A 24,327-nucleotide genomic window follows, 5' to 3' on the forward strand; every position below is an offset into this window, starting at 1 on the left:
ATCTGGCCGAACCCTTGGCGGCGCTGATCGTTTCGCTGTCGGGCAATTACGACACCATCCTTGCTGCTGCCACTTCGGTCGGCAAGAACGTCCTGCCGCGGGTTGCAGCGCTTCTCGATGTTGCCCAGGTTTCCGAAATCACCGAGGTGGTCTCGTCCGATACCTTCAAGCGTCCGATCTATGCCGGCAACGCCATCCAGACGGTGCAGACGACGGAAGCGAAAAAGGTCATCACCGTGCGCACCGCCTCGTTCGCCTCCGCTGCCGAAGGTGGCTCGGCTTCGCTCGAGACGATCGCGGCTGCGGCCAATCCGGGTCTGTCGACCTTCGTTGCCGACGCGCTGTCGTCGTCGGATCGTCCGGAGCTGACCTCGGCCAAGATCATCATCTCGGGTGGCCGTGCACTCGGCTCGTCGGAAAAATTCAAGGAAGTGATCCTGCCGGTTGCCGACAAGCTCGGTGCAGCCGTCGGTGCATCGCGCGCGGCGGTCGACGCCGGATATGCCCCAAACGACTGGCAGGTCGGCCAGACCGGCAAGGTGGTCGCCCCCGATCTCTACATTGCCTGCGGCATCTCCGGTGCGATCCAGCATCTGGCCGGCATGAAGGACTCGAAGGTCATCGTCGCCATCAACAAGGACGAGGAGGCGCCGATCTTCCAGGTTGCCGACTACGGCCTCGTCGCCGACCTGTTCGAAGCCCTGCCGGAGCTCGAAAAGGCGCTGTAACCATTCGCCAACCGCACTTCCCGAGCCTCAAGGAAAAGGGCTGGCAAAAGCGCGGACTTGGCATTAACAATCTACCGGGCCGGCCAGACCGGCCCGGTATTTTCGTATGTGACGGCGGCACGGCCGCCAAAATTCTTGAAGATGGATGTTCGCCGCGATGATCAAGACGGTCGGAGTTATTGGTGCCGGGCAAATGGGCTGCGGCATTGCGCATGTTTCGGCGATGGCCGGATACAAGGTGCAGATCTACGATCTTGCCGCTGATCGCATCGAGGCGGGCCTCGCCACCGTCAACGGCAACCTTGCCCGCCAGGTGTCATCAGGCAAGATGACCGACGAGGCTCGCAAGAGCGCGCTGGCGCTGATCAAGGGCTCGTCCGACATCAACGACCTGTCACAGGTGGACCTCGTCATCGAGGCCGTCACCGAGGACGAAACCATCAAGCGCAAGATCTACGGCCAGGTATGCCCGATCATGAAGCCGGAAGCGCTGCTTGCGACCAACACCTCTTCGCTGTCGATCACCCGCCTTGCATCTGCGACCGACCGTCCGGAAAAGTTCATGGGCATCCACTTCATGAACCCGGTTCCGGTGATGAAGCTGGTCGAGCTCGTGCGCGGCATCGCCACGGACGAAGGCACGTTCAAGGCCGCCAAGGAATTTGTCGGCACGCTCGACAAGACCGTCACGGTCGCCGAAGACTTCCCGGCCTTCATCGTCAACCGCATCCTGCTGCCGATGATCAACGAGGCGATCTACACCCTCTATGAGGGCGTCGGCACGGTCGAGGCGATCGACACCGCCATGAAGCTCGGCGCCAACCACCCGATGGGTCCGCTGCAGCTCGCCGACTTCATCGGTCTCGACACCTGCCTGTCGATCATGCAGGTCCTGCACGACGGCTTGGCGGACTCGAAATACCGCCCCTGCCCGCTCCTGGTAAAATACGTCGAAGCTGGTTGGCTCGGCCGCAAGTCCGGCCGCGGCTTCTACGACTACCGCGGCGACGTGCCGGTGCCGACCCGCTAGGTCTCGAACATAGGATTCTGTTCAAGTAAGAACGTCCAATCTCCGCGGGATCCACAACCCTACATCTTGCGCGACAAGGAATTTGCTCGCCATACTGGTAACTTAGCTTAAAGACAGTTCTGTTACGCCCTCTCCTAGTCACGTGGGAGAGAATATGATTTCGCAAGCGATATCCTCAATGGCGGCACGGTCATTCCCCTCACTTTGGAGTGCGAGGGCGTGGCGCTTGGCGCTCATCCTCGGCCTAGCGCCTAATCTGATGATGCTGCTGGTCTTGCCGTTCTATGTGGCCGCACGACCGCTTTCGCCATTCCTTTACTTGATTGGAGGCCTATTCGCGCTGCGCGCCAAACCTACGTTGGCCTACCTGCTATTCCCGCTCATTGCCCTCATCGATTTCGGCCTCGTGGTTATGGTAGCGTTCCACCTGCCGCTCGGCGCTGCAATCCAGTCGGTGCGCTACATGGCATCGCTGGATCTCACCTCTTCCGTATTTTACGTCGTCGTGATCAGCCTCTTTATCGCGAATGGCGTTGCAATCGCCTGCCTCGTGAATCACAATCGACAGGTATTGCGAGGCGCATCGCTACTGCCAGGGGCTCTCGTCGCTTTCAGCGTGGTGATGTTGGAGCGCCATATCAATCGCCCTTTCCTGAAGCAACCTGCTGACTCATTTGAAAGCGCACTCTCGATCAATGGTATCGACGCCGCCGCTGTAGCGAATGGTGGTCGCAACTTGTTGTTCGTAATGGTGGAAGGGCTTGGCGCATTCTCCAGCCCTGAGCACACTGCAATTCTTTCACGGCGTCTGCAGCCAGCACTGGATACCGGGCGCTATGAACTTTCAAGTGGCCTCAGCAACTTCGAGGGTTCGACTACGGGCGCTGAATCCCGCGAACTCTGCGGACAATGGGGCGATCACACCGATTATCTTCGCCGGACCAGCTACGACTGCTTTCCGGCCGCCATGGCTGATCGGGGCTATCGAACAATCTCCTATCACGGCTTTTCGCAGAGGATGTTCGAACGGGACAAGTGGTATCCAAGAATCGGTTTTCTCGAATCGCACTTCCTTGAAGGCCTTGCGACCGACAGCAATAGGTTTCACCAGCGCTGCGGCAGCGTTTTCACGGGTCTGTGCGACAACGACATTGCAAGTGCCGTCCGCGACCGGCTGACGACAAACCCGGCTGAGCGGAAACTCCTATACTGGCTGACACTAAATTCCCATATACCTTACGTGCCTAAGCAGGGAGGCAATTTCAAATGCGGCAGTGACGCAGCTGAAATTGCCAATACGAAAGTCTGCGAGCTGACCGAGCTGTGGGCTGACGTTTTTGACGGCGTCGCGTCTATTGCCACAGACCCGAACCTGCCGCCGACCGACATCTTCATCGTTGGTGACCATCCCACGCCGTTGTGGGAACGTGCAGCGGCAGAGCATTTCACCCCCCACAAGGTGCAGTGGCACCTGTTGCGCGACAACCGCACCACAACCCACGGAGAGTGACGCCTACCCGCCCGTGGCCGCTTTGATCAGCGCTTTGGCATCGTCGCTGTCCCAGGCCGCCGGGCCATTCATCGAGCCGATCAGGCATCCCTTGTCGTCGAGCAGCAAGGTTGCCGGCAGGCCGAAGGCAAGGCCTTCCTTCTTCAGATTGTTGAAGACGCCCATTGACGCATCGCGATAGTAGCGCAGGTCGTGCACGGCGGTCTCGTCGAGGAAGGCCTTCGGCTTCTCGTCGTCGCCGACGTCGATGTTGATCGCGACCACCTCGAACTTGTCGCTGCCGAGGGACTTCTGCAGCGCGTTGAGGGCAGGCATTTCCTCGCGGCAGGGGCCACACCAGGTGGCCCAGAGATTGACAAGCATCGTCTTGCCGGCAAAGGCGGCAACCGTCGTCGGCTTGCCGTCCGGGTCGTTGAAATCGAGTGCGATCGGGCGTGGCGAGGCGGCCGGCGACATCGCCGCCACCTGGCCCTTCATGAACGGCGTCAGCGAGGCGACCTTTTCGCCCGTCAACGGGCAGACGGCAGCTGCCGTTTCGGTCGGCTCGGCATTGCCAGACCCCGTCTCCTTCACGTATACCGCAGCCGCACCGATGATCACGCCGAACAAGGCGGCGAGCGCGAACAATTTCACGGCCGGGGGGGATTTCTTCTGGTCGGGCATTTCATTCTCCAAGGCGGGCATTCTTCATGGCTGACGGCAATTCCGAGACAAAAACCTCCAACCAGATGTGGGGCGGTCGCTTCGCCTCGGGTCCGGACGCGATCATGGAGGAGATAAATGCCTCGATCGGCTTCGACAAGAAGCTCTATGCTCAGGACATCCGCGGCTCAATAGCGCATGCGACCATGCTGGCGCATCAAGGCATCATTTCGGCCGAGGACAAAGACAAGATCGTTCACGGTCTCAACACGATCCTGTCAGAGATCGAAAGCGGCCAGTTCGAATTCTCTCGCCGCCTCGAAGACATCCACATGAACATCGAGGCCCGGCTTGCGACCCTGATCGGCCCGGCCGCCGGCCGGCTGCACACGGCCCGCTCGCGTAACGACCAGGTGGCGCTCGATTTCCGTCTGTGGGTCAAGGAAGAGCTGCAGAGGACCGAAAAGGCGCTGACCGGCCTGATCGCCGCCTTCCTCGACCGCGCCGAGGAACATGCCGAGACCGTCATGCCGGGCTTCACCCATCTGCAGACGGCCCAGCCCGTCACCTTCGGCCATCACTGCATGGCCTATGTCGAGATGTTCGGCCGCGACCGCTCGCGCGTGCGCCACGCCATCGAGCACATGGATGAAAGCCCGATCGGCGCGGCCGCCCTTGCCGGCACCGGCTTCCCGATCGATCGGCACATGACCGCGAGCGCACTCGGCTTTGCCGGCCCCACCCGCAATTCGATCGACACAGTTTCGGACCGCGACTTCGCGCTCGAATTCCTGTCGATTGCCGCAATCGCCGCCACGCACATGTCGCGCCTTGCCGAAGAGATCGTCATCTGGTCGACGCCGCAGTTCGGCTTCATTCGTCTGTCCGACGCGTTTTCGACCGGCTCCTCGATCATGCCGCAGAAGAAGAACCCCGATGCCGCCGAGCTGGTGCGCGCCAAGACCGGCCGCATCAACGGCTCGCTGATCGCGCTTCTGACCGTCATGAAGGGCCTGCCGCTCGCCTATTCCAAGGACATGCAGGAAGACAAGGAACAGGTCTTCGACGCGGCCGAGAGCCTCGAACTCGCCGTTGCCGCGATGACCGGCATGGTGCGCGACATGACCATTCGGGCCGACCGGATGAAGGCGGCTGCCGGTTCCGGCTATTCGACAGCGACCGACCTTGCTGACTGGCTGGTACGCGAGGCCGGCCTGCCCTTCCGCGACGCCCACCATGTCACCGGCCGCGCCGTCGCCCTTGCGGAACAGAAGGCCTGCGACCTCGCCGACCTCTCGCTTGAAGACCTGCAGTCGATCCATCCTTCGATCACCGCCAAGGTGTTCGACGTGCTGACCGTCGAGGCCTCGGTCGCCAGTCGCACGTCCTTCGGCGGCACCGCACCGAACGAGGTTCGCAAGCAGATCGCCTGGTGGCGCGCGCGCAACTGATGCTTGTCCCCCGAGACCGCGTTGCGGTTTCGGGGCAACGACGTGCCTGAGCGCAAGGGGCTGAATCCCGTCGCAGAATCAGGGTGCACAAGCGCCGGAAAAATCGATAAGACATCGCACCAGCATCAGTCCCCGCGAAGGAAAATCACGATGACATTCACGAAGGCGGCCCGGTTTGCGCTTCTTCTGGCGATCCCCGGGCTGGTTCTTGTCGGTTGTGGACGCAAGGGCGACCTCGACCGACCCGGCTCGACGGCGCCGATCAACACCCTGGCCCCTGCCGGAACTGTCGAAAAGAAAGAACAGGCTGACGACCGCCCTTTCCTGCTCGATCCCCTCCTCTAAGCCGAGCCACGCCCCGTGAACCATTTCGAATACCGCGACGGAATTCTCTACGCCGAAGACGTGCCGGTGACCGACATCGCCCGCGCCGTCGGAACGCCCTTCTACTGTTACTCGACGGCGACGCTCGAGCGGCACTACAAGGTCTTCTCCAAGGCCTTTGCCGACGTCGATGCGATGGTCTGCTACGCCATGAAGGCCAATTCGAACCAGGCCGTGCTGAAGACGCTTGCGCGCCTTGGCGCCGGCGTCGATGTGGTGTCGGGCGGTGAGTTGCGCCGCGCGCTGGCCGCCGGCATTCCGGCAAGCCGCATCATGTTCTCCGGCGTCGGCAAGACCCCGCAGGAAATGGACCTGGCGCTCGAGGCCGGCATCTACTGCTTCAACGTCGAGTCCGAACCGGAACTCGAGGTCCTGAACCAGCGCGCCGTTCGCGCCGGCAAGCGTGCTCACGTCTCCTTCCGCATCAACCCGGATGTCGACGCGCGCACCCACTCGAAGATCTCGACCGGCAAGAAGGAAAACAAGTTCGGCATTTCGTGGGAGCGTGCCCGCGCCGTCTACGCCCATGCCGCGACACTGCCCGGCATCCAGGTCACCGGCATCGATATGCATATCGGCAGCCAGATCACCGAGCTGCAGCCCTTCGACGACGCTTTCAAGCTGCTGCGCGAACTGGTCGACACGCTACGCAGCGACGGCCACGCGATCGATCACGTCGATATCGGCGGCGGTCTCGGCATTCCCTACAAGGAAGACAACAATCCGCCGCCGCTGCCCGATGCCTATGCCGAAATCGTCAAGAGCCAGCTGCAGTCGCTCGGCTGCAAGATCGTCACCGAGCCGGGCCGGCTGATCGTCGGCAACGCCGGCATCCTCGTGACCGAGGTCATCTACGTCAAGGATGGCGGCGACAAGACCTTCGTCATTGTCGACGGCGCCATGAACGACCTGATCCGCCCGACGCTCTACGAGGCCTATCACGAGATCAGGCCGGTTCGCATTTCAGCCGCCAATGCGCCCCGCATCAAGGCCGACGTCGTCGGCCCGGTGTGCGAGACCGGCGACTATCTGGCGCTTGACCGCGAAATGGCCATGCCGAAGCCGGGCGATCTCTTCGCCATCAGTTCTGCCGGCGCCTATGGCGCTGTCCAGGCGAGCACCTACAACAGCCGGCTGCTGATCCCGGAAGTGCTGGTCAAGGGCGATCGCTTCCACGTGATCCGGCCGCGCCAAAGCTACGATGACCTGATCGGGCTTGATTCGGTTCCGGACTGGCTCGACTGAGCAGTCTTTCGGATCGGACGATGATCTGTGGATCGCCGCGCGGGCGATCACGATTTTGTTGTCGCCCTCGTCTTCGCCACAAACGATGTTATCCTGATCATTCAATAGGTCGGTCACGAGCGGTCATGAGCGACCGAAAGGGAACTTGGGCGGATGACGCAATTCCGGCAGGATGAAACGCCACAACCGAAGTCGTTTGCCAGAACGCTGGCGCTGAAAAGGTTTGTCGCGCGGGGGGTGTTGATCGCCGAGCAGGTTTTGCCGCGCGCCCTCGTTCCCGCTTCGATCGTGCTCCTGTTTCTGTCGGCCGCCTGGCTCGGCCTCTTCCGCATTGCTCCGCTTTGGCTGCATGCCGCCCTGCTTCTGGGCTTTCTCGTCGCCTTCATCGCCTCCCTCGTTCCGCTGACCCGGTTGAGATTACCTGGGAACGTCGATGCCGATCGGATGCTGGAAGAGCGCAACGCCCTTCCCCACCAGGCGATCCGTGTTCAGGACGACATTCCGGCAACCGGCGGCGCCTTCGGCGAGGCGCTGTGGCGCGAACATCAGACGCGCATGGCGGGGATGATCCGTGCCCTCGACACGGGCCTGCCGCGTCCCGACATTGCCCGCCACGACCCTTTCGCGCTGCGGGCGCTGCCGGTTCTGATCGCCTGCGTCGCTTTCGCCTATTCCTATTCCAACCGGGCGGGGCTTCTCTCGGACGCCTTCCACCTGCCGCAGCCAGCAAGCGAAGTCGCCGACATCCGGGTCGATGCCTGGGTTACACCGCCCGCCTATACCGGGCGTGCGCCCGTCTTCCTCACGGGCCGCCAGGGCGTCGCGTCCCCATCTGACGAAACGGCGGCGATTACCATTCCGCAGTTCAGCGATCTGACCGTGCGCGTCACTGGCGCCGCCACGGAAGAAGCCGTCCGCTATTCGGAACACGGATCGGCCGACGCGATCGTCATCCCGACCGCCGGGGAAAAGCCGGACGAAAAGACTGCGTCAGCGGAACCGGCCGCCCAGAAGGCGCCCGACAATGCCGTGCGCAATCACCTCTACAAGATCGTAAAGGACGGCGAACTCTCCGTCGGTGGCCAGAAGTGGACGTTCAAGATCACCCCCGACAGCGTGCCTCAGATCGCCTTTGACGGCCTGCCAAAGCCCACCCCAAATGCCTCGCTCGACATCGCCTTCCTGGCGAGCGACGACTACGGCATCGCTCAGGCCTGGGCTGAGATCAAGCCTTTGGACGAACAGGCGAAGGACGCACGGCCGCTCTATCCGCTTCCCGAGTATCGTCTCGACCTGCCGCGCCGCAACGCCCGCGAGGCCAAGGGCACGACCAGCCGCAACCTCAGCGAACATCCGCTGGCCGGCAAGCGCGTTCGCGTCACCCTCGTTGCCCGCGATGCCGCCGGTCAGGAGGGGAGAAGCGTGCCGCAGGACATGATCCTTCCGGCGCGGCAATTCTTCAATCCGCTGGCGGGCGCCGTTGCCGAACAGCGACAGGTCTTTGCACTCAACGCCAACGACCTGCCGCGGGCGATCGACCTCAATGACGCGATCGCCAGCTTCGCCGAGGAAACGATCCCCAACCTCACCCATTTCCTGCTCCTGAAATCGGCACGTTCGCGCATGGCGCTGGCGCGCAACGACGACATGCTGCGCGACGCCGCCAAGCATCTCTGGGAAATCGCGCTAGGCATCGAGGATGGCGATCTGTCGCTCGCCGACCGACGTCTGCGCGATGCGCAACAGGCGTTGTCGGATGCGCTTGATCGCAATGCGCCCGACGAGGAAATCGCCAAGCTGATGAAGGAACTGCGCGAGGCCATGCAGGAATATATGCAGGCGCTGGCCAAGGAGGCCGCGAAAAACCCGCGCATGGCCGCCAATCCGGATCAGAACAATGTTCTGCGCCAACAGGATCTGGACAGGATGATGAACCAGATCGAGAACCTGGCGCGATCGGGTGCGCGCGACCAGGCCCGTCAGATGCTGTCGGAGCTTCAGCGTCTGATGAACAACCTGCAGGCCAACCGCGGCCAGCAACAGATGGGCGAACAGAACAACGCCATGCGCGAGCAGATGGACAAGCTCGGCCAGCTGATGCAGGAGCAGCAAAAGCTGATGGACGAGACGTTCAAGCTCGACCAGGCGCAGCGAGACCGCATGCAGCGCGGCGACCCGCTGCAGGGCGAGGACAACGAGCTTTATGGTCAGGACATGCCGCAGGATCCGGGCCAGCGTGGTGACGAGAACGGCCAGCCCAGCCCGCTCGACGACATGACCGCCGAGCAACTGAAGGAAGCGCTGAAGCAGCTGAAGCAGCAGCAGGATGCGTTGGGCAAGCAACTCGGCGAACTGCAGAAGGGTCTGGAGAGCCTTGGCATCAAGCCCGGCAAGGGGTTCGGCGACGCCAAGCGCGAAATGGAAGGCGCCTCCGGCTCCCTTGGCAAGGGCCAGGGCGAACCGGCCGTCGGCAGCCAGGGCCGCGCACTGCAGGCGCTGCGTGACGGCGCCCAGGACATGATGAACCAGATGCAGGCCCAGGGACAAGGACCCGGTCAGGGCGTCCCGCAATACGGCCAGAATGGTCGCGACCCGCTCGGTCGACGCCAGCAGAATGCCGGTCCGGACTTCGGCGACCAGGTGAAAGTTCCCGATGAAATCGACACCCAGCGGGCGCGTGAGATTCTCGACGAAATCCGCCGCCGCCTTGGCAACACGCTGTCGCCCGAGGCCGAGCGCCAGTATCTCGAACGCCTGCTCGACATGCGCTGACCCTCGGCCAAAAGAGCCGGAAACGACGACGGCCCTGGAGCGGAAACGCGCCAGGGCCGTATTCAATTTGTCAGATCGCCAAACAATCAATGCCTCGCCCACGATCGGGCGATGGAGGGGGACCCGTCAGGCAGCGAGCGCCAGGGCCACCGCCTTGCGGATGTCAGGCAGGGAAAAGGGCTTGGAGATGACGTCGACGATCTTGTCGGCGAGATCGTCGGCCCGCTCGCGCTGTTCGGCGTAACCGGTCATCAGCAGGATCTTCATCGCCGGAAAGGCTGCGGACGCCTGATGCGTCAATTCGATGCCGTCCATGACGGGCATGCGGATATCTGACAGCAGCAGATCGAAATTCTCGGTCTGCAGGCAGGCAAGCCCATCTGCGCCGTCTCCAGCCTCCACGGTCTCATGTCCATCGAGCCTCAAGGCCCGGGCGACGAAGGAGCGCAATGCATCCTCGTCCTCGGTAATCAGGATCTTCGCCATCATGGCCTCCCGCGTTCGCTGCAACGGCACGGCTCTCTCGCGAAGAGGCCGGCCCATTCCAATGGATACGGCAACACTCACAAGAATCGTGAGGCAGTCCGCAGCGGCACGTGGCATCCCAGGGGGCGAAACGCGACACGACCCCAAACAACCAGCTTTTTCTTTGTGTTCGGTAAACGCCGGGCGGCTGGATTTCGGAATGCGCGTTTTACAGCGGCCCTGCTTCGAGCGCTGAACGCGGCCTGGAGGTCATTACAGCGCCGCGATCTCAAACGCCGCAGCGCTGCACATTCTCGTCTCTACTCGGCGTCGCCGGTGACGACGCCAACGAAGGGCAGTTCTCGGAACGCGTAAGCCACGTCCATGCCGTAGCCGACGACGAAATGATCAGGGCATTCGAAGCCAACATAGTCGGCCTCGAGCTCGACCTTGCGCTTGACGCGCTTGTCGAGCAGCACCGCAATGGTGACGTTGCGCGCGCCGCGCTCGTACATCAGTTCCTTCGCAAAACGCAGGGTGCGCCCGGATTCCAGGATATCGTCGATCAGGAGCACGTCGCGGCCATGCACGTCGCTATCGATGTCCTTGATGATCTTTACGCCCTGGGAGACCGTGCCGAGCCCGTAGCTCGACAGCGTGATGAACTCGACTTCCGGTGCCAGGCCGGTGTTGTGCATGGCGCGGATCAGGTCCGCGGCAAAGATGAACGAGCCCTTGAGCACCGCGATCACCAGAAGGTCCTTGTGCGGACCCTCGACGATCATGTCGGCAAGCTCGGTGTTGCGTGCGGCGATCGTCTCTGCCGTATAAAGGGGCTCGATATTCTTTCCGCGAACGACGGGCATGCGGTTTCTCCAGCGTTTCATCCGGAAGACAAACGCCTTCCCTTTTGCGCCCGCTTAGCACAATCAGCGCACGGAGACACCGTTTTCGGCGAAGGAAACCTTCACCTCGGGCATTTTTCCACCTGCATATGGGAGCCTGGTCACGAAGCGGCGGCTCTCGCCGGGTGCGATGGCGGCACCCTCCGGCATCAATCGCGTCGCCGTAACCTTGCGGCCATTGCTGACCACATCCACCACGACCAACGGCAGTCGCTGCAGGGCGGAAGAGGAATTGTCGATGGAGCCGTAGACCGAAAGTACCCGCATGCCGCCGGAATAATCGAGCGACGCAGTGACGTCGGTGATCGCCAATGGCTCGCTTTCGACCCCGTCACCGGTCGAAAGGACGATGATAGCCGCAAACGCCGCAAGGGCGAAAGCTGCGACAAGCGCGGCGAACCGGCGTGCCGGCATGGCGCGCAACCAAGTCTCGGCGAGAGACAACAGGCGCCTGAGGGCGGCCTTCTCGTCGCGAACGACCGTCAATGTCGGGCCGTGGCGTCGAGTGTGCCGCCGATTGTCATTGAAAACGGGATAGGGATTGCGGCGGGCCGTCGCCGAAACGGTCTCGAATTCGGCGTCGACATAGTCGACGCGGCGCGGCGCGGGTGCAGCTTCGCGTGGACCGCGGTCCGGTGGCAGCAGATCGGCATAGGCCGCGGCTCCAGCCGATTTCGTGCGGAATGCCTGCATCGCCTTTTCCTCCTGGATCGCGGACGGACCTGCCATCCATGCGAAACCATCGGGCAATGCGCCGATCCCTGGCGGTGCAAGAATCAGGGCATTGCATCAAATCTTTCCGACACGTAAACCGAAATGGTTAATGCTTCGGAAAGAGGCCGTGAAAGCGGCGTCTTTTCATGAAAAATTAACCGCTGCTTAACCATGATTCCGCTGGCGGTTTTGCCTTTCGGCGCTTGGCGTCCTATGCGCAGATAGCCGTCCCCAAGCAGAACCGCACGGGTCGTGAGAGAGATGGGTACCCATTGATTCATTTTGAGAACGTCGGATTGCGTTATGGCATGGGGCCGGAAATTCTCCGGGACCTGACCTTCGACATTCCGCGCCGGTCGTTCCAATTCCTCACCGGCCCCTCCGGCGCCGGCAAGACGACGCTGTTGCGCCTGCTCTTCCTCTCGCTGCAGCCGACGCGCGGTCTGATCCGCATGTTCGACCGCAACATTTCGTCGATCCCGCGCGAAGAGTTCCCCATGCTGCGCCGGCGCGTCGGCATCGTTTTCCAGGACTTCCGCCTGCTCGATCATCTGACCACCTATGAGAACGTTGCGCTTCCGCTGCGCGTGCGCGGCAAGGACGAATCGAGCTACCGCGCCGACGTGCTCGAACTGTTGAAATGGGTTGGGCTTGGCGAGCGCATCAATGTGCTGCCGCCCGTACTTTCCGGCGGCGAGAAGCAACGCGCGGCAATCGCCCGCGCGCTGATTGACCGCCCCGAAATCCTGCTTGCGGACGAGCCGACCGGCAACGTCGACCCGCCGATGGCCCGCCGCTTGCTGAACCTCTTCCTCGAACTCAACCGGCTCGGCACCGCCGTCGTCATTGCCACCCACGATCTGTCGCTGATGGATCAGGTCGAGGCGCGGCGCATGATCCTTTCGCAAGGGCGGCTCGATATCTATGAGTGAGGGCCGCACCAAACGCACCCATGAGGTGCCGGAGCAGCAACCGGAACCGCAGCAGCAGCCGCGCCGCACGGAGATGCGCGTGCGCCCGATGGGGCCGATCGTGCCGTCGACGAACGTGTCCGGTCACGCGCTGATGTGCGTGATCGCGATCATGTCGTTCCTCGCCTGCCTCACGCTCGGCGGTGTCAGCATGGTGCGCGCCACGGCCCAAAGCTGGCAGAGCCAGATTTCCCGCGAGATCACCATCCAGATCAAACCGGACGACGGTCTCGATATGGAAAAGGCGCTTGCCGATGCGCGAGATCTGGCCCTGACCTTCAGCGGAGCGACAGGTGGCAACATCGTCGACCGCGCAGCAACGGCCCGCCTGCTTGAGCCCTGGCTCGGCGAAGGCCTCGATCTCGACGAATTGCCCGTTCCCCGCCTCGTCATCATCACCATCGATGAAAACAATCCGCCCGATTTCGCAGCCATGCGCAAGGCGCTGACCGAGATCATCCCGCAGGCCTTCCTCGACGATCACCGTACCTGGGTCGACCGCCTGGTGGCGATGGCAAACACCACGGCAATGATCGGGACCGGCGTGCTGATCCTCGTTTTCTCGACCATGGTGCTGACCGTCATCTTCGCCACGCGCGGCGCACTGTCCGGAAACCGCCATATCGTCGAAGTGCTGCATTTCGTCGGCGCCGAGGCAGGATTCGTGGCATCGGAGTTCCAGAAGCATTTCCTCAGAATAAGCCTCAAGGGGGCCGGCGCCGGCGGGCTGCTGGCGGCGCTGTTCTTCGCGCTTGCTGGCTACTGGCAATCGCGCACATTGGCGACGCCGGAAACGGACCAGGCCACCGCCCTCTTCGGCACGTTCACCATCGGTTACAGTGGCTATCTCGGTATTCTTGCCATCATGATCGTCATTGCGGTGTTGACGACGCTGACGGCTCGGCTCACGGTAACGCGCACGATCTACGAGATCGACCTGATCCGCTCTGATCCCGGACGTACGGATACCTACCAAAGCTGACGCCCAGATGTTTCACCTTTATTCGATCCATTCCTTGCCGCAATCTGGCGCTATCTGAAGAGAATCATGATGGCGCAAGGACTTCGCGGGAGCGGGATGGCCGGAGGAGGCAAATGGCAAGGCGGGGCCGAGCAGGAACGCCGACCCCGTAGTCCCTTGCGCAAAATTCTCCGCCGGACCTTTTTCATTCTGCTTGTGCCGTTCGCGATCGTGGTCGCGGCCTTCCTCAATTTCGCCGATACCGTCGCGTCCATGCAACCGCCGGAAGACCCGAAGGCGGAAGCGATCGTCGTCTTGACCGGCGGCTTCCAGCGCATCGATCAGGCGGTCGACCTCTTGAAATCCGGGGCCGGCAAAAGGCTGCTGATTTCGGGCGTCCACCCGGCGACCACCGGCAGCCAGATCCGGCGCAACACCCAAAGCTCGGCCGATCTCTTCAAATGCTGCGTCGACATCGGCCACGAGGCGATCGACACGATCGGCAATGCGACCGAGGCGAGCCAATGGATCAGCGATCACGGCTACAAGCGCGTACTTGTTGTGACCAACAACTACCATATGCCGCGAAGCCTGCTCGAGTTGCGTCGCGCCCGCCCGGAGACCGAATTCATCGCCTATCCTGTCGTCAACTCCGACCTCAAGACGACGAACTGGCTGCGCAATCCGATGGTGCTGAAATCGATCCTGCTGGAGTTCGGCAAGTATTCCGTCGCCTCCGTGCGCGATATGGCCGGTGCCCGCCCGGCGAGCGGATTGCGCACCGTTCCCTCGCGTGCGACACCGGCCGAAGAATAATCGCTGCCACCCCTTAATCAGCAAAGTGACGACGGGCGGTTTTCCTTCGGCGTTTATTCGTGTACGCAGCGATCCATCGGCCCACGGGCTGGATATCCCTGAACTCGCCTCGAGAGCCTGCTGATGATCGTCCTGCGTTCGGTCCTTTTCAATCTGGTCTTCTACGTCAATCTGATCCTGCAGATGATTGTCTTCACGCCGGCCTATTTTCTGGTGTCGCGGAAGAAGGCCTGGTTCGTTCCGAAGAACTGGGCGCGCAGCAATCATTGGCTGTTCAAAAAGATTGTCGGCACGACCTTCGAGATCGAGGGCTTGGAGAACATCCCCAAGAGCGGCTACATCTTCGCGCCCAAGCACCAGTCGTTCTGGGATGTCTATGCGCTCCTGCCCTGGCTCAACGATCCCTTCTTCATTCTCAAGCGCGAACTGACCTGGATCCCGCTCTTCGGCTGGTACGTCCGCAAGCAGCGCATGGTGCCGGTGAACCGTGCCGCGCGTGGCCGGGCCATGACCGAAGTCATGGATCGGACCAAGCAGGAAATGGCGTCCGGCCGAGAACTGATCATCTATCCCGAAGGCACCCGCAGGCCGCCCGGCGCACCGCCGCACTATAAATATGGCATCGCCCGACTTTACCGTGACCTCAACGTGCCTGTTGTGCCCGTCGCCATGCATCCAGGCCTGTTCTGGCCGCGCCGCAAGTTTCTGCGTTTCCCCGGCCATTTCAAGGTTCGCGTGCTGCCGCCGATCGAGGCGGGCCTCGATCCGGACGAGTTCCTCGCCAGGCTGATCGAGGTGACCGAGACGGCAAGCGACGAGCTTCTGATCGAGACGGTCAGAAACAACCCGCATCTGCCGCTGCCGCCGACGGCAAAGCAGCGCCTTGCCGAACTGAAGGCGATGGGCCGCGGCTAAACCGAGCCTGATCCCGGACATTATGCGTTAAGGGTCGCCACGACCTCTTCCAGCCAATGGTCGCGAATGCCCATCTCCTTGAGGTGGGCAAGCGTGTTGAACACGTATTCGCTGTTCGGACCCGACTTTCCCGACGAGACGGCGACGATCGCCGCAGCCTCCGGAGCGCTCAGCGCTCCGGCATACTGCACATGGGCGCGGTCGATCACATAGGTCAGCGCCGGAACCCGCCGCCCGTCGGCAAGCTGCACCGGCATCGTCTTTTCCTTGTAGACATGCGTGACAAGCTCGCGTTCCCGCAAATAGTCGATCACCGCCGCCCTCTCGCCGTTGTCGATGCGAAAAGCCGCGCCGATGCACGAGCCGCCATAGTCGAGCCCGAGCACCAGGCCCGGCCGCTGCTGAGTACCGCGATGCACCCAAGAGCGCACGCAAAGCGACCGACGATAGCCAAATGCCCGCGCCGTCGATCTTTCCTCGAACCGGAAGCCCGGGTTCCACATCAGCGACCCGTAGCCAAAGACCCAAAATTCGTCCATATCCACTGTCATTCAATCCGCGCTGTCTGCTCATCGCCGAATCGTCGGCTCATCGGTGGCCAGCCATGTCGGTTTTTCTACGGCACAGCATCTCGGCACGGAAGAGACAAGTCGTTCCCGTGCATAGAATGAAAGATAATAAGCAGGATCGGCGGCGCCACCCGAAAGGCGGCCGCGATCTGAGTTTGGTGGAGTACGCGTTACCATGACCGCAACCGCAGTCGCCAATCCCTCGCCGGTCAGCCGGAAGTTTCGCTGGCTTATCGCCGGCATAGTGATCGTCTGTGCCGCCTATTCGGCCGGCTGGTATGCCGTCGCCGACCAGGTCGAGAAGCGCCTGACGACCCAGCTCGCGGACGGCCGGGCAAACGGGCTCGGCGGCGAGTGCACGAACATGGACGTGCGCGGCTTCCCGTTCCGCATCGGCCTGTTCTGCGACAAGGTCAATCTCGACGACACCCGCCGCGGTGCCTCCGCCTCCTTCGGCGCGCTTCGGACCGCGGCACAAGTCTACCAGCCCAGCCATGCGATCATCGAGCTCGATGGTCCGGCCGAACTGCGCGTTTCGCCCGACCTCAATGTCTCGGCCGACTGGACGCTGCTGCATGCAAGCGTCAGGGCGACCCTTTCCGGGCTCGACCGCAGTTCGCTGACCTATGACAACCTGACCGGCACCGTGCGCCTGCCGCTGACCGGCGACAGCTTCGGCTTCGGCGCCAGCCACGGCGAAATGCACCTGCGTCAGAACGGCAACGATCTCGATGCGGCCTTGAGCGTCGACAAGCTCGATCTTCGTCCTGAGAACGGCGCAAGCTTCGCGCCACCCGCCAATCTTGCCGCCGACCTCACCTTTGTCGACAAGGCGAGCTGGATGGGCTCCGGCATCCCGACGCCGGCGATGCTGCGCGGGAGCAAGGGCGAACTGCGCCAGATGACAGTCGACCTTGGCTCGGGCATGAACGCCAAGCTGTCGGGCCCCTTCTCGGTCAACGACCAGGGGCTGATCTCCGGCGAGTTTTCGCTGACGATGACCAATATCGACGCCTGGCGCACAAACCTGGTCACGCTGATCCCCGACGATGCGAACCTGGTCAACAACACGGCCAACATGCTGAAGGCGCTGGCCAACGGCAAGAACGAGGCGACAGTCAAGCTCAACGTGCGCGACGGCACCGCCTTCCTCGCCTTCATCCCGATCGGCGTGCTGCCGACGCTCTGATCCCGGTGCAGCGAAAAGCCGCTCGCTCTGGCGGCCTTCGCGAGAATACAAAGAGCCCGGGGCGTGGATGATCCACGCCCCGGGCTCTTTCGTTTATCGGCTACTTCTGATCCATCGCGTGACGGCCGAAGTCCGGCATGGCCGTGTCCTGACCTGCCTGGATGATCGACCGCCGGATCGCGCGGGTGCGGGTGAAGAGATCGAACAGCTTGTCGCCGTCGCCCCAGCGGATTGCCCGCTGCAGATAGGCGAGGTCCTCGGAAAACCGCGACAGCATTTCGAGGATCGCGTCCTTGTTGTGCAGGCAGACGTCGCGCCACATGGTTGGGTCGGACGCGGCCAGGCGGGTGAAGTCGCGGAAACCGGACGCGGAATATTTGATGACTTCGGATTCGGTCACCGCTTCCAGATCGTCCGCCGTGCCGACGATGTTGTAGGCGATGATGTGCGGTAGGTGCGAGACGATCGCCAGCACCTTGTCGTGATGCTCGGCATCCATTTGCTCGACCATAGAACCAAGCGTTTCCCAGAACAGCCGCAGCCGCGCGATCGCTTCCTCGTCCTGGCCGTCCGGCGGCGTCAGGATGCACCAGCGACCGCGGAAGAGGCCGACGAAGCCGGCGTCCGGACCGGAATGCTCGGTACCGGCGATCGGATGCCCTGGCACGAAATGAACCGTGGCGGGCAGATGCGGCGCCATCTGGGCGATGACCGAGCCCTTGGTCGAGCCGACATCGGTGACGATCGCGCCAGGCTTCAGGTGGGCGGCGATTTCCGCGGCCACCGCACCGGACGCACCGACAGGCACCGACACGATGACGAGATCGGCACCGCGCACCGCATCGGCAGCCGACAGCGTATAGCGATCGCCAAGGCCAAGCTCCTCGGCGCGCGAAAGCGTCGCTTCGCTGCGGGTCGAGATCACCAGGGTTTGGGCGAGCTGCTTGTCTCGGATTTCCCGGGCGATCGATGAGCCGATGAGGCCGATGCCGATAAGTGCGATCGTTTCAAACTGCTGTGTCATCATTTCCGTCCCATGAATTCTGTCAGTGCCGCGATCACGCCCTCATTGGCTTCCTGCGAGCCGATGGTCATGCGCAGGGCATTGGGAAAGCCGTAGGCCGCAATCGCACGCAGGATGTAGCCGCGATGAGTGAGGAACGTATCCGCGTCGTTCGCACGCATGCCGTCCTCGTCCGGGAAATGGATGAGCACGAAGTTGGTAACCGATGGCGTGATCGTGAGACCGATCGATTCCACCGCGCGGCTGACACGCTCCAGCCAGACGAGGTTATGGTCGACCGCCTCAGCGACGAAGGCCTGATCGCGCACGGCCGCGGCACCGGCTGCAATCGCCGCCGCACTGAGGTTGAACGGCCCGCGCACGCGATCGACCGCGTCGATCACTTGCGGCGGAGCGTACATCCAGCCGATACGCAGACCGGCAAGACCGTAGATCTTGGAGAACGTCCGGGTCATGACGACGTTGCGGTTGGCCGACACCAGTTCGAGCCCGGCCGCATAATCGTTGCGCCGAACATATTCGGCATAGGCGGCATCGAGCACCAGAAGCACGCCCTCGGGCAGGCCCGCATGCAGACGGCGAACTTCGTCGACGGGAATATAGGTTCCAGTCGGGTTCGCCGGATTGGCGATGAAGACGATCTTCGTGCGCTCGGTGACCGCCGCGAGAATGGCATCGACGTCGACGGTCGCGTTGCGCTCCTTGACCATGACCGGCGTACCGCCGGCGGCCATGATCTGGATCTTGTAGACCACGAACCCGTGCTCCGTGATGATGCCTTCGTCGCCGGGCGCCAGATAGGTGTGGCACAGGAGACCGAGCAGTTCGTCCGAGCCGTTGCCGCACAGGATGTTTGCCGGGTTGAGCCCGTGCACAGCACCGATCGCCGCGCGCAGCGCCTGGGCCTGGCCGTCGGGGTAGCGCTCCAGGTTGAAGGCCGCGGCCTGGAAGGCCTCGATCGCCCTGGGGCTGGCGCCGAGTGGCGTCTCGTTGGACGAGAGCTTGTGGACCTTGGCGACACCGGGGGCATGCTCCTTGCCGGGCACATAGGCGGCAATGTCCAGAATGCCGGGACGCGGCTGCGGGCTCTTCGAGGCAAGGCTCATCGGATCAGCTTTCAAGGCAGGAAATGAGGCCAAGCCAATACCGGCGCAATCGGCATTTGTCGAGGGTCGGCAAGCCCGGCAGAGTGGCGATCAAGGCTGGGCGCGCGGGCGCTCCCGGGTGCTCGGGATACCCTGTGGCGCCAGCACCGGCACGAACACGCGCCGCGACGCACGCGCGGCAACCGGCAGGCCCTGATAAAGCCGCTTCTGCGCCTCCACCACGATCACGCCCGAGAAGACCGGCCAGAGCGAGCGGCCAAGCCGCTCGAAGCCCCGGCGCAGGCGCAGGATCATCTTCAGCTTCGACGGCGGGAAGAACAGTGCCTCCGACGAGGCGCCGGGTGTGAAGTTCGTCTCGCGCAGAAGCGCCGTCAGCTGACCGCGCGAATAGGGCCGCCCCGAGCCGAACGGCGTATGCTCCATGCGCGCCCAGACACCACGACGATTGGGCACGACGATCACCAGCCGGCCGCCCGGCGCCAGCACCCGCCAGATCTCCTTCATCGTCTCGCGCGGGCTTTCGGCAAATTCCAGCGAATGCACCATCAGAACCCGGTCGATGGAAGAATCGGGCAGCGGCAATTCCTCGTCGAACACCAGCGCGGTCGACGACAACTCGGCAACCGGCCAGTTCACCGCCCCCTGCCCCGCCGGCATGAAAGCAAAGGTCCGCTCCGTGTCCTTCCGGAAACGCTCGAGATAGGGCACGGCATAGCCGAGCCCGACAAGCCGCTCCTCGGGCAGGCGCGCCCAGACCGAAGACAGCGCAATGGTGACGGACTGTTCGGCCATGCGGCCCAGTTCGGAGTGATAGAATTCTCGGAGGTCGACGATATCGGTGTGCATGCGCAACATGTTAGCCTTGAAGCGGTAGACTTCAAGGCAAGCCTCGCTACATTCGGCGGCAGTCACCACAGCACCGCATGCTCATAGAGCGTGCAAAGGGGCGCTGTAGCGTTAAACTCGCCGCATGATTTGTCCTTTGATCGACCGCGATCGAAGGCGCCTGCAGCAGAAGCCCGATCGGAAGACACGCCATGGCCGCGCTCGAACTTGACCTCTTTCTTTGCCGCACCGACAATTTCGGCGTGCTGCTGCACGATCCGGTAAGCGGCGCCACCGCCTCGATCGACGCGCCCGAGGAGCAGCCGATCCTGGAGGCCCTGGAGCGGCGTGGCTGGACGCTCACCCATATCCTCACCACCCATCACCACGGAGACCATGTCGCGGCCAACGTCGCGCTCAAGGATCGTTTCGGCGCCACCATCATCGGGCCGGCGGCAGAGGCGGCCAATATCCCCGGCATCGACAGGAGCGTGCGTCACGCTGAACGCTTCGATTTTGCCGGCCACCCGGTCGACGTCATCGAGACGCCCGGCCACACCGCCGGCCATATCTGTTTCCACCTTCCTGAGGATAAGCTGCTCTTTGCCGCCGACACCCTGTTTGCGCTCGGCTGCGGCCGCCTGTTCGAGGGAACGCCGGAAACGATGTGGCAGTCGCTCAGCCGACTTCTCGCCCTGCCCGACGACACTACTGTTTATTTCGGCCACGAATACACGCTGTCGAACGCCCATTTCGCCGTGACGATCGACCCGGACAATGATGCATTGAGGGAGCGTGCGGCCGAGATCGAAGAAACCCGCTGCGATGGCGGCTTTACGGCGCCGACGACCATCGGCCTCGAAAGGCGCACCAACCCGTTCCTGCGCGCCGCCGACCCGAAGATCCGCGCGCATCTCGGCATGAAAGGGGCGACCGATGCGGCTGTCTTTGCCGAAATCCGCAAGCGCAAGGATAATTTCTGATGACGGCCGATCAGGAACTGACGCCGGCCGCCATCATCGAGATCCTTGGGCTGACGCGCCACCCCGAAGGGGGCTGGTATGTGCAGACCTTCCGCGACGCCAACGGCGGGCCGCGCGGCCACTCGACGGCGATCTACTATCTGCTGGAGCGCGGCGAGCGCTCGCACTGGCATCGGGTACGTGACGCCGCCGAGGTCTGGCATCACTATGCTGGCGCGCCGCTGGAGCTCAGCATTGCCGCCGACAGCGAGCCTGCAACGGTTCTGCGCCTCGGCCCCGGCATTCTCGGCGGCGAGCGCCCACAGGGGCTCGTGCCGCCCAACTGGTGGCAATCCGCCGTCTCGCTCGGCGACTGGACGCTTGTCGGCTGCACGGTGGCGCCGGGCTTCGATTTCTCAGTCTTCGAGATGGCGGCCCCCGACTGGGCGCCGCCTGAGAAATAGAGCATTTTCAGGAAAAGTGTGAAGCGGTTTTCCGCCCGGAAGGTTACTCTGCCGGCTGCACCGCCGTGCGCGCCTTACGAAAGATCATGTCCTTGGCCGCCAGCACCGCGCCGCCCGTCACGAAAAGGCATGCGGCGGCGATACGCCATGACGGCTCGGCAAAACCGAACAGGATGAGGATCAGCGTCGACAGAACCGGTGCGGCGTAGCTGGCAACGCCGAGCAGCTGGATATTGCCGTTCTTGACGCCGAAGTCCCAGGCATAGAAGGCGGCACCGACCGGCAGCAGGCCGAGGCCCGCAACCGCCAGCCACTCGAACGTCGTTTCCGGCCAGACGGTCGTCTCGAGACCAAGATGGCAGACGAACGAGAGAAGCGATGTCGCCAGGCAGAAGCCGGTGACGACGTCGGTCGAGACCGCCTCGAAGCGGCGCGTCAGCAGCGAATAACCGGACCAGGTGAAGGCGCACAGCAGGGCTGCGCCGTACCCCATCAGATAGGCGTCGTCAAAGGCGATACCGTTGCGGGCGATGATCATGATCGTTCCCATCAGGCCGGCAAAAGCGCCGGCAACGTGGTACCAGCGCAGCCGCTCGCCCGGCAATAGGGCAGAGCCGACGACGATCAGCAGCGGCCAGAGATAGGCGATCAGACCGGCTTCGACAGCCGGCGCGTTGCGAAGTGCGGTAAAGTAGAGAAAGTGATAACCGAAAAGACCGGCGATGCCGGTGATCCAGACCTTCGCCGGCTGCTTCAACAGCGCCAGCCGCTCCGGCTTCAGCGCGAGAACGACGACCCCCGGAATGCTGCCGATGAGGAAACAGATGGCTGACAACTGGAACGGCGGCATCTTGCCGGATGCAGCGGTAAACAGCGCCAGGAGCGACCACATCAAAATGGCGGTTGCACCGATCAACGTTGCCTTGAATTTCATGTCTTATCCCCTCGTGCAGCCTCCAACTGCATAATTCCTTAGATCGGAATCGATTTAAGGAGAAAATTATGCAGCAAGCTTCAAGCGCTACAGCGCAGCACGTCACGTTTGACGCGCTGCGCTGTAGCGGAAACCGGCGCGGATAAAATCACGACTCGGCGCGAAATGTTAGTACTCGGCGTGAAATGTTAGTGATAATCTCCACCATTCGGTGGATCAACCGCCGAATCGCGTCGCGGAAACCGTCACGGGGCCAAGCTTGGTCGGGATGCGCACATAGACGGGCGCATAGACATCGACGACATCAGATTTGGCAAACCAGATTTCCATGGTCTGCAGCTGCCTGAGATATTCGACGTCTTCGCGCCCCTTCTTGTAGCCCGCCTTCGGAACAAAGCGGATGCCGCAGACGATCACCTCGCCTTCGAATCCCTTGGTCTTGAACGGCCTGGTCCCCCTCGCCGACAGCTTGATGTCGAGACGCGATTCGCCGTCGAAGATCGGAAGGGTATTGGGGCAGACGCGGGCATTACCGGGAATGATAAGGCCGGACAAGGGATCGAGCACGTTGCGCATGTCGCGCGAGGTCACCGGCACCCAGTTCTTCGGCAGCGGCGTGCGCTTCGGATTCATGCTGGCATGCACGACGTTGCCGTTGCTGTAGGTGACGCTGATCGCCCGGCCCTTCTTGCCGCTGCGATAGGACATCGAATATTCGTTTGCGCGCAGATAGTCGCGGCCGATGACGCCGGAAACACGGGTCTGCCCCGAAGTCCGGCTGAAAATGTCGACGAGGCCGGCCGAATGCAGCGTTCCTGATATCGTGTAGCGATTCTTTACAAGCGCCGTATGGAACGACGCTCTCGCAAGCGGCAAACCGGCAAGCGAGATGCTGTAATCCGTCTGATGTTCGATATCTGCAGCAAGCGATGCTGTGGAAAACATTGCCGCTGACAACAGCGCTACCGCGCGAGAACCGATGCGCAACTTCATGCCCTGAGAGATCCATTACTCGAATGCCGTCGCCATGCCTTGGAATGCAGGTCGTTTACGGCTTTTCTACGCCTTTTCCGACAGATCCGGCGGCCGGAACGCTACCGCATCATGGACCTCTGCTGCATCCGCAGGACAACAGATAGCGCATCGTAAATCAGCTTGGAATGACTCGCGTGAAGCATTATTGTGGCCGCGATCGAGCTTGCCTGATGCAGAAACAGCCGGGAGAAACGGCGGTTTTCCGAGAATGCAAGAGGTTTGGCTTGACGGGCGGGCTGTCTCTGACTATAGAACCGCAACTTTCCAATAATGGCCAACAGGAACGCGGCCTGGGCTCTGGGCCCGCTACCGCATCGTCCGGCGGCGATAAAGAGAATAGGTGTACCATGTCCCGTAGTTGCGAATTGACCGGCAAGGGCGTCCAGTCGGGCAACAATGTCAGCCACGCCAACAACAAGACCAAGCGCAAGTTCCTTCCGAACCTGTGCAACGTCACGCTGATTTCCGATGCTCTCGGCCAGCGCTTCCGCCTGCGCGTTTCCGCAGCGGCTCTCCGCTCGGTTGAACACCGCGGTGGTCTTGACGCTTTCCTCGTGAAGGCCGACGAGAACGAGCTGAGCATGCGCGCTCGCCTGCTGCGCCGTCAGATCGTCAAGAAGAACGCTGAAGCCGCTGCCGCTTAATCAGCGCCAGCGTCTGTCTTCGACACGACTTTAAAAAGGCTTGCGGGTTTATCCGGCAAGCCTTTT

The 24,327-nt window shown here is 62.4% G+C and carries 25 protein-coding genes; 15 read left to right on the top strand and 10 right to left on the bottom strand.

All coding sequences use genetic code 11. From position 1 onward, the window contains the following. The 3 genes from BKP54_RS05970 to BKP54_RS05980 form a co-directional block, all read left to right on the top strand. Positions 1 to 728, top strand: a 728-nt coding sequence (locus tag BKP54_RS05970) for an electron transfer flavoprotein subunit alpha/FixB family protein (RefSeq protein ID WP_143347935.1), incomplete at its 5' end; no start/stop codon positions are given. 157 nt (positions 729 to 885) lie between these two features. Further along, entirely contained in the window at positions 886 to 1,758 is an 873-nt protein-coding gene (locus tag BKP54_RS05975; protein ID WP_038576434.1) for a 3-hydroxybutyryl-CoA dehydrogenase, read from the top strand. Positions 1,759 to 1,984: 226 nt separating this feature from the next. Then, positions 1,985 to 3,268: a sulfatase-like hydrolase/transferase gene (locus BKP54_RS05980; protein WP_158071676.1), complete on the top strand. Its 1,284-nt coding sequence runs from the start codon at positions 1,985 to 1,987 to the stop codon at positions 3,266 to 3,268. Between the two features lie 3 nt (positions 3,269 to 3,271). Here BKP54_RS05980 and BKP54_RS05985 read toward each other — a convergent pair whose 3' ends face one another. Continuing rightward, a complete protein-coding gene (locus tag BKP54_RS05985; RefSeq protein WP_025424633.1) occupies positions 3,272 to 3,931 on the bottom strand; it encodes a TlpA disulfide reductase family protein in 660 nt (219 codons plus the stop codon). 26 nt (positions 3,932 to 3,957) lie between these two features. Between BKP54_RS05985 and argH the strand changes: the two genes are divergently transcribed. The 4 genes from argH to BKP54_RS06005 all read left to right on the top strand — a co-directional run bounded on the left by argH (position 3,958) and on the right by BKP54_RS06005 (position 9,762). Next, the gene (gene argH / locus BKP54_RS05990) at positions 3,958 to 5,361 is read left to right on the top strand and encodes an argininosuccinate lyase (RefSeq protein WP_025424634.1); all 1,404 of its coding nucleotides are present in this window, start codon (positions 3,958 to 3,960) and stop codon (positions 5,359 to 5,361) included. 150 nt (positions 5,362 to 5,511) lie between these two features. Further along, a complete protein-coding gene (locus BKP54_RS05995) occupies positions 5,512 to 5,706 on the top strand; it encodes a lipoprotein (RefSeq protein WP_038575652.1) in 195 nt (64 codons plus the stop codon). Between the two features lie 15 nt (positions 5,707 to 5,721). After that, positions 5,722 to 6,990, top strand: a complete 1,269-nt coding sequence (lysA, locus tag BKP54_RS06000) for a diaminopimelate decarboxylase (protein WP_025424636.1) — start codon at positions 5,722 to 5,724, stop codon at positions 6,988 to 6,990. 153 nt (positions 6,991 to 7,143) lie between these two features. Continuing rightward, positions 7,144 to 9,762 carry a TIGR02302 family protein gene (locus BKP54_RS06005; protein ID WP_084814312.1) on the top strand — a complete coding sequence of 873 codons (2,619 nt, stop codon included), beginning with the start codon at positions 7,144 to 7,146 and terminating at the stop codon, positions 9,760 to 9,762. Positions 9,763 to 9,888: 126 nt separating this feature from the next. Here the strand turns inward: BKP54_RS06005 and BKP54_RS06010 are convergent, their stop codons facing one another. The 3 genes from BKP54_RS06010 to BKP54_RS06020 form a co-directional block, all read right to left on the bottom strand. Then, positions 9,889 to 10,248, bottom strand: a complete 360-nt coding sequence (locus BKP54_RS06010; protein WP_025424638.1) for a response regulator — start codon at positions 10,246 to 10,248, stop codon at positions 9,889 to 9,891. Between the two features lie 299 nt (positions 10,249 to 10,547). After that, the gene (hpt, locus tag BKP54_RS06015; protein WP_025424639.1) at positions 10,548 to 11,093 is read right to left on the bottom strand and encodes a hypoxanthine phosphoribosyltransferase; all 546 of its coding nucleotides are present in this window, start codon (positions 11,091 to 11,093) and stop codon (positions 10,548 to 10,550) included. A 63-nt stretch (positions 11,094 to 11,156) separates the two neighbouring features. Next, a complete protein-coding gene (locus BKP54_RS06020; RefSeq protein ID WP_225906529.1) occupies positions 11,157 to 11,861 on the bottom strand; it encodes a hypothetical protein in 705 nt (234 codons plus the stop codon). Between the two features lie 257 nt (positions 11,862 to 12,118). Here BKP54_RS06020 and ftsE point away from each other — a divergent pair, with 257 nt between their 5' ends. From ftsE to BKP54_RS06040, 4 genes are all read left to right on the top strand, one after another. Beyond that, positions 12,119 to 12,778 (top strand): cell division ATP-binding protein FtsE, encoded by a 660-nt coding sequence (gene ftsE, locus BKP54_RS06025; protein ID WP_063934108.1) that lies wholly within the window; start codon positions 12,119 to 12,121, stop codon positions 12,776 to 12,778. Further along, positions 12,771 to 13,799 (top strand): ABC transporter permease, encoded by a 1,029-nt coding sequence (locus BKP54_RS06030; RefSeq protein WP_025424642.1) that lies wholly within the window; start codon positions 12,771 to 12,773, stop codon positions 13,797 to 13,799. Before ftsE ends, BKP54_RS06030 begins: the two co-directional genes overlap by 8 nt. A 96-nt stretch (positions 13,800 to 13,895) precedes the next feature. Next, entirely contained in the window at positions 13,896 to 14,594 is a 699-nt protein-coding gene (locus tag BKP54_RS06035) for a YdcF family protein (protein WP_025424643.1), read from the top strand. 123 nt (positions 14,595 to 14,717) lie between these two features. Further along, on the top strand, positions 14,718 to 15,509 hold the full coding sequence (locus tag BKP54_RS06040; RefSeq protein WP_057206564.1) for a 1-acyl-sn-glycerol-3-phosphate acyltransferase: 792 nt from the start codon (positions 14,718 to 14,720) through the stop codon (positions 15,507 to 15,509). Between the two features lie 20 nt (positions 15,510 to 15,529). On the opposite strand, the gene BKP54_RS06045 is transcribed toward BKP54_RS06040, so the two are convergent. Continuing rightward, positions 15,530 to 16,060, bottom strand: coding sequence for a gamma-glutamylcyclotransferase (locus tag BKP54_RS06045; protein ID WP_038575656.1), 531 nt, complete (start codon positions 16,058 to 16,060; stop codon positions 15,530 to 15,532). 193 nt (positions 16,061 to 16,253) lie between these two features. Between BKP54_RS06045 and BKP54_RS06050 the strand changes: the two genes are divergently transcribed. Next, positions 16,254 to 17,267: a DUF2125 domain-containing protein gene (locus BKP54_RS06050; RefSeq protein ID WP_025424645.1), complete on the top strand. Its 1,014-nt coding sequence runs from the start codon at positions 16,254 to 16,256 to the stop codon at positions 17,265 to 17,267. Between the two features lie 100 nt (positions 17,268 to 17,367). Here the strand turns inward: BKP54_RS06050 and BKP54_RS06055 are convergent, their stop codons facing one another. The 3 genes from BKP54_RS06055 to BKP54_RS06065 all read right to left on the bottom strand — a co-directional run bounded on the left by BKP54_RS06055 (position 17,368) and on the right by BKP54_RS06065 (position 20,252). Then, complete coding sequence (locus BKP54_RS06055; protein WP_025424646.1) at positions 17,368 to 18,294, bottom strand: prephenate/arogenate dehydrogenase family protein; 927 nt, start codon at positions 18,292 to 18,294, stop codon at positions 17,368 to 17,370. Further along, on the bottom strand, positions 18,291 to 19,397 hold the full coding sequence (hisC, locus tag BKP54_RS06060) for a histidinol-phosphate transaminase (protein WP_057206566.1): 1,107 nt from the start codon (positions 19,395 to 19,397) through the stop codon (positions 18,291 to 18,293). The genes BKP54_RS06055 and hisC overlap by 4 nt, the downstream gene beginning before the upstream one ends. 90 nt (positions 19,398 to 19,487) lie before the next feature. Continuing rightward, the gene (locus BKP54_RS06065; protein WP_025424648.1) at positions 19,488 to 20,252 is read right to left on the bottom strand and encodes a class I SAM-dependent methyltransferase; all 765 of its coding nucleotides are present in this window, start codon (positions 20,250 to 20,252) and stop codon (positions 19,488 to 19,490) included. Between the two features lie 182 nt (positions 20,253 to 20,434). Here BKP54_RS06065 and gloB point away from each other — a divergent pair, with 182 nt between their 5' ends. Continuing rightward, positions 20,435 to 21,205: a hydroxyacylglutathione hydrolase gene (gloB, locus tag BKP54_RS06070; protein WP_084814313.1), complete on the top strand. Its 771-nt coding sequence runs from the start codon at positions 20,435 to 20,437 to the stop codon at positions 21,203 to 21,205. Further along, a complete protein-coding gene (locus tag BKP54_RS06075; protein ID WP_025424650.1) occupies positions 21,205 to 21,648 on the top strand; it encodes a cupin domain-containing protein in 444 nt (147 codons plus the stop codon). Before gloB ends, BKP54_RS06075 begins: the two co-directional genes overlap by 1 nt. A 43-nt stretch (positions 21,649 to 21,691) precedes the next feature. Here BKP54_RS06075 and BKP54_RS06080 read toward each other — a convergent pair whose 3' ends face one another. Both BKP54_RS06080 and BKP54_RS06085 read right to left on the bottom strand, forming a co-directional pair. Then, entirely contained in the window at positions 21,692 to 22,582 is an 891-nt protein-coding gene (locus BKP54_RS06080; RefSeq protein ID WP_025424651.1) for an EamA family transporter, read from the bottom strand. A gap of 216 nt (positions 22,583 to 22,798) precedes the next feature. Further along, positions 22,799 to 23,575 carry a DUF3108 domain-containing protein gene (locus BKP54_RS06085; RefSeq protein ID WP_084814314.1) on the bottom strand — a complete coding sequence of 259 codons (777 nt, stop codon included), beginning with the start codon at positions 23,573 to 23,575 and terminating at the stop codon, positions 22,799 to 22,801. A gap of 389 nt (positions 23,576 to 23,964) precedes the next feature. On the opposite strand from BKP54_RS06085, the gene rpmB reads away from it, so the two are divergent. Then, positions 23,965 to 24,261, top strand: a complete 297-nt coding sequence (rpmB, locus tag BKP54_RS06090; protein WP_025424653.1) for a 50S ribosomal protein L28 — start codon at positions 23,965 to 23,967, stop codon at positions 24,259 to 24,261. The last annotated feature ends 66 nt before the right edge of the window (positions 24,262 to 24,327 follow it).

Source organism: Ensifer sp. 1H6 (genome assembly GCF_001976035.1).
GTDB lineage: Bacteria > Pseudomonadota > Alphaproteobacteria > Rhizobiales > Rhizobiaceae > Ensifer > Ensifer canadensis.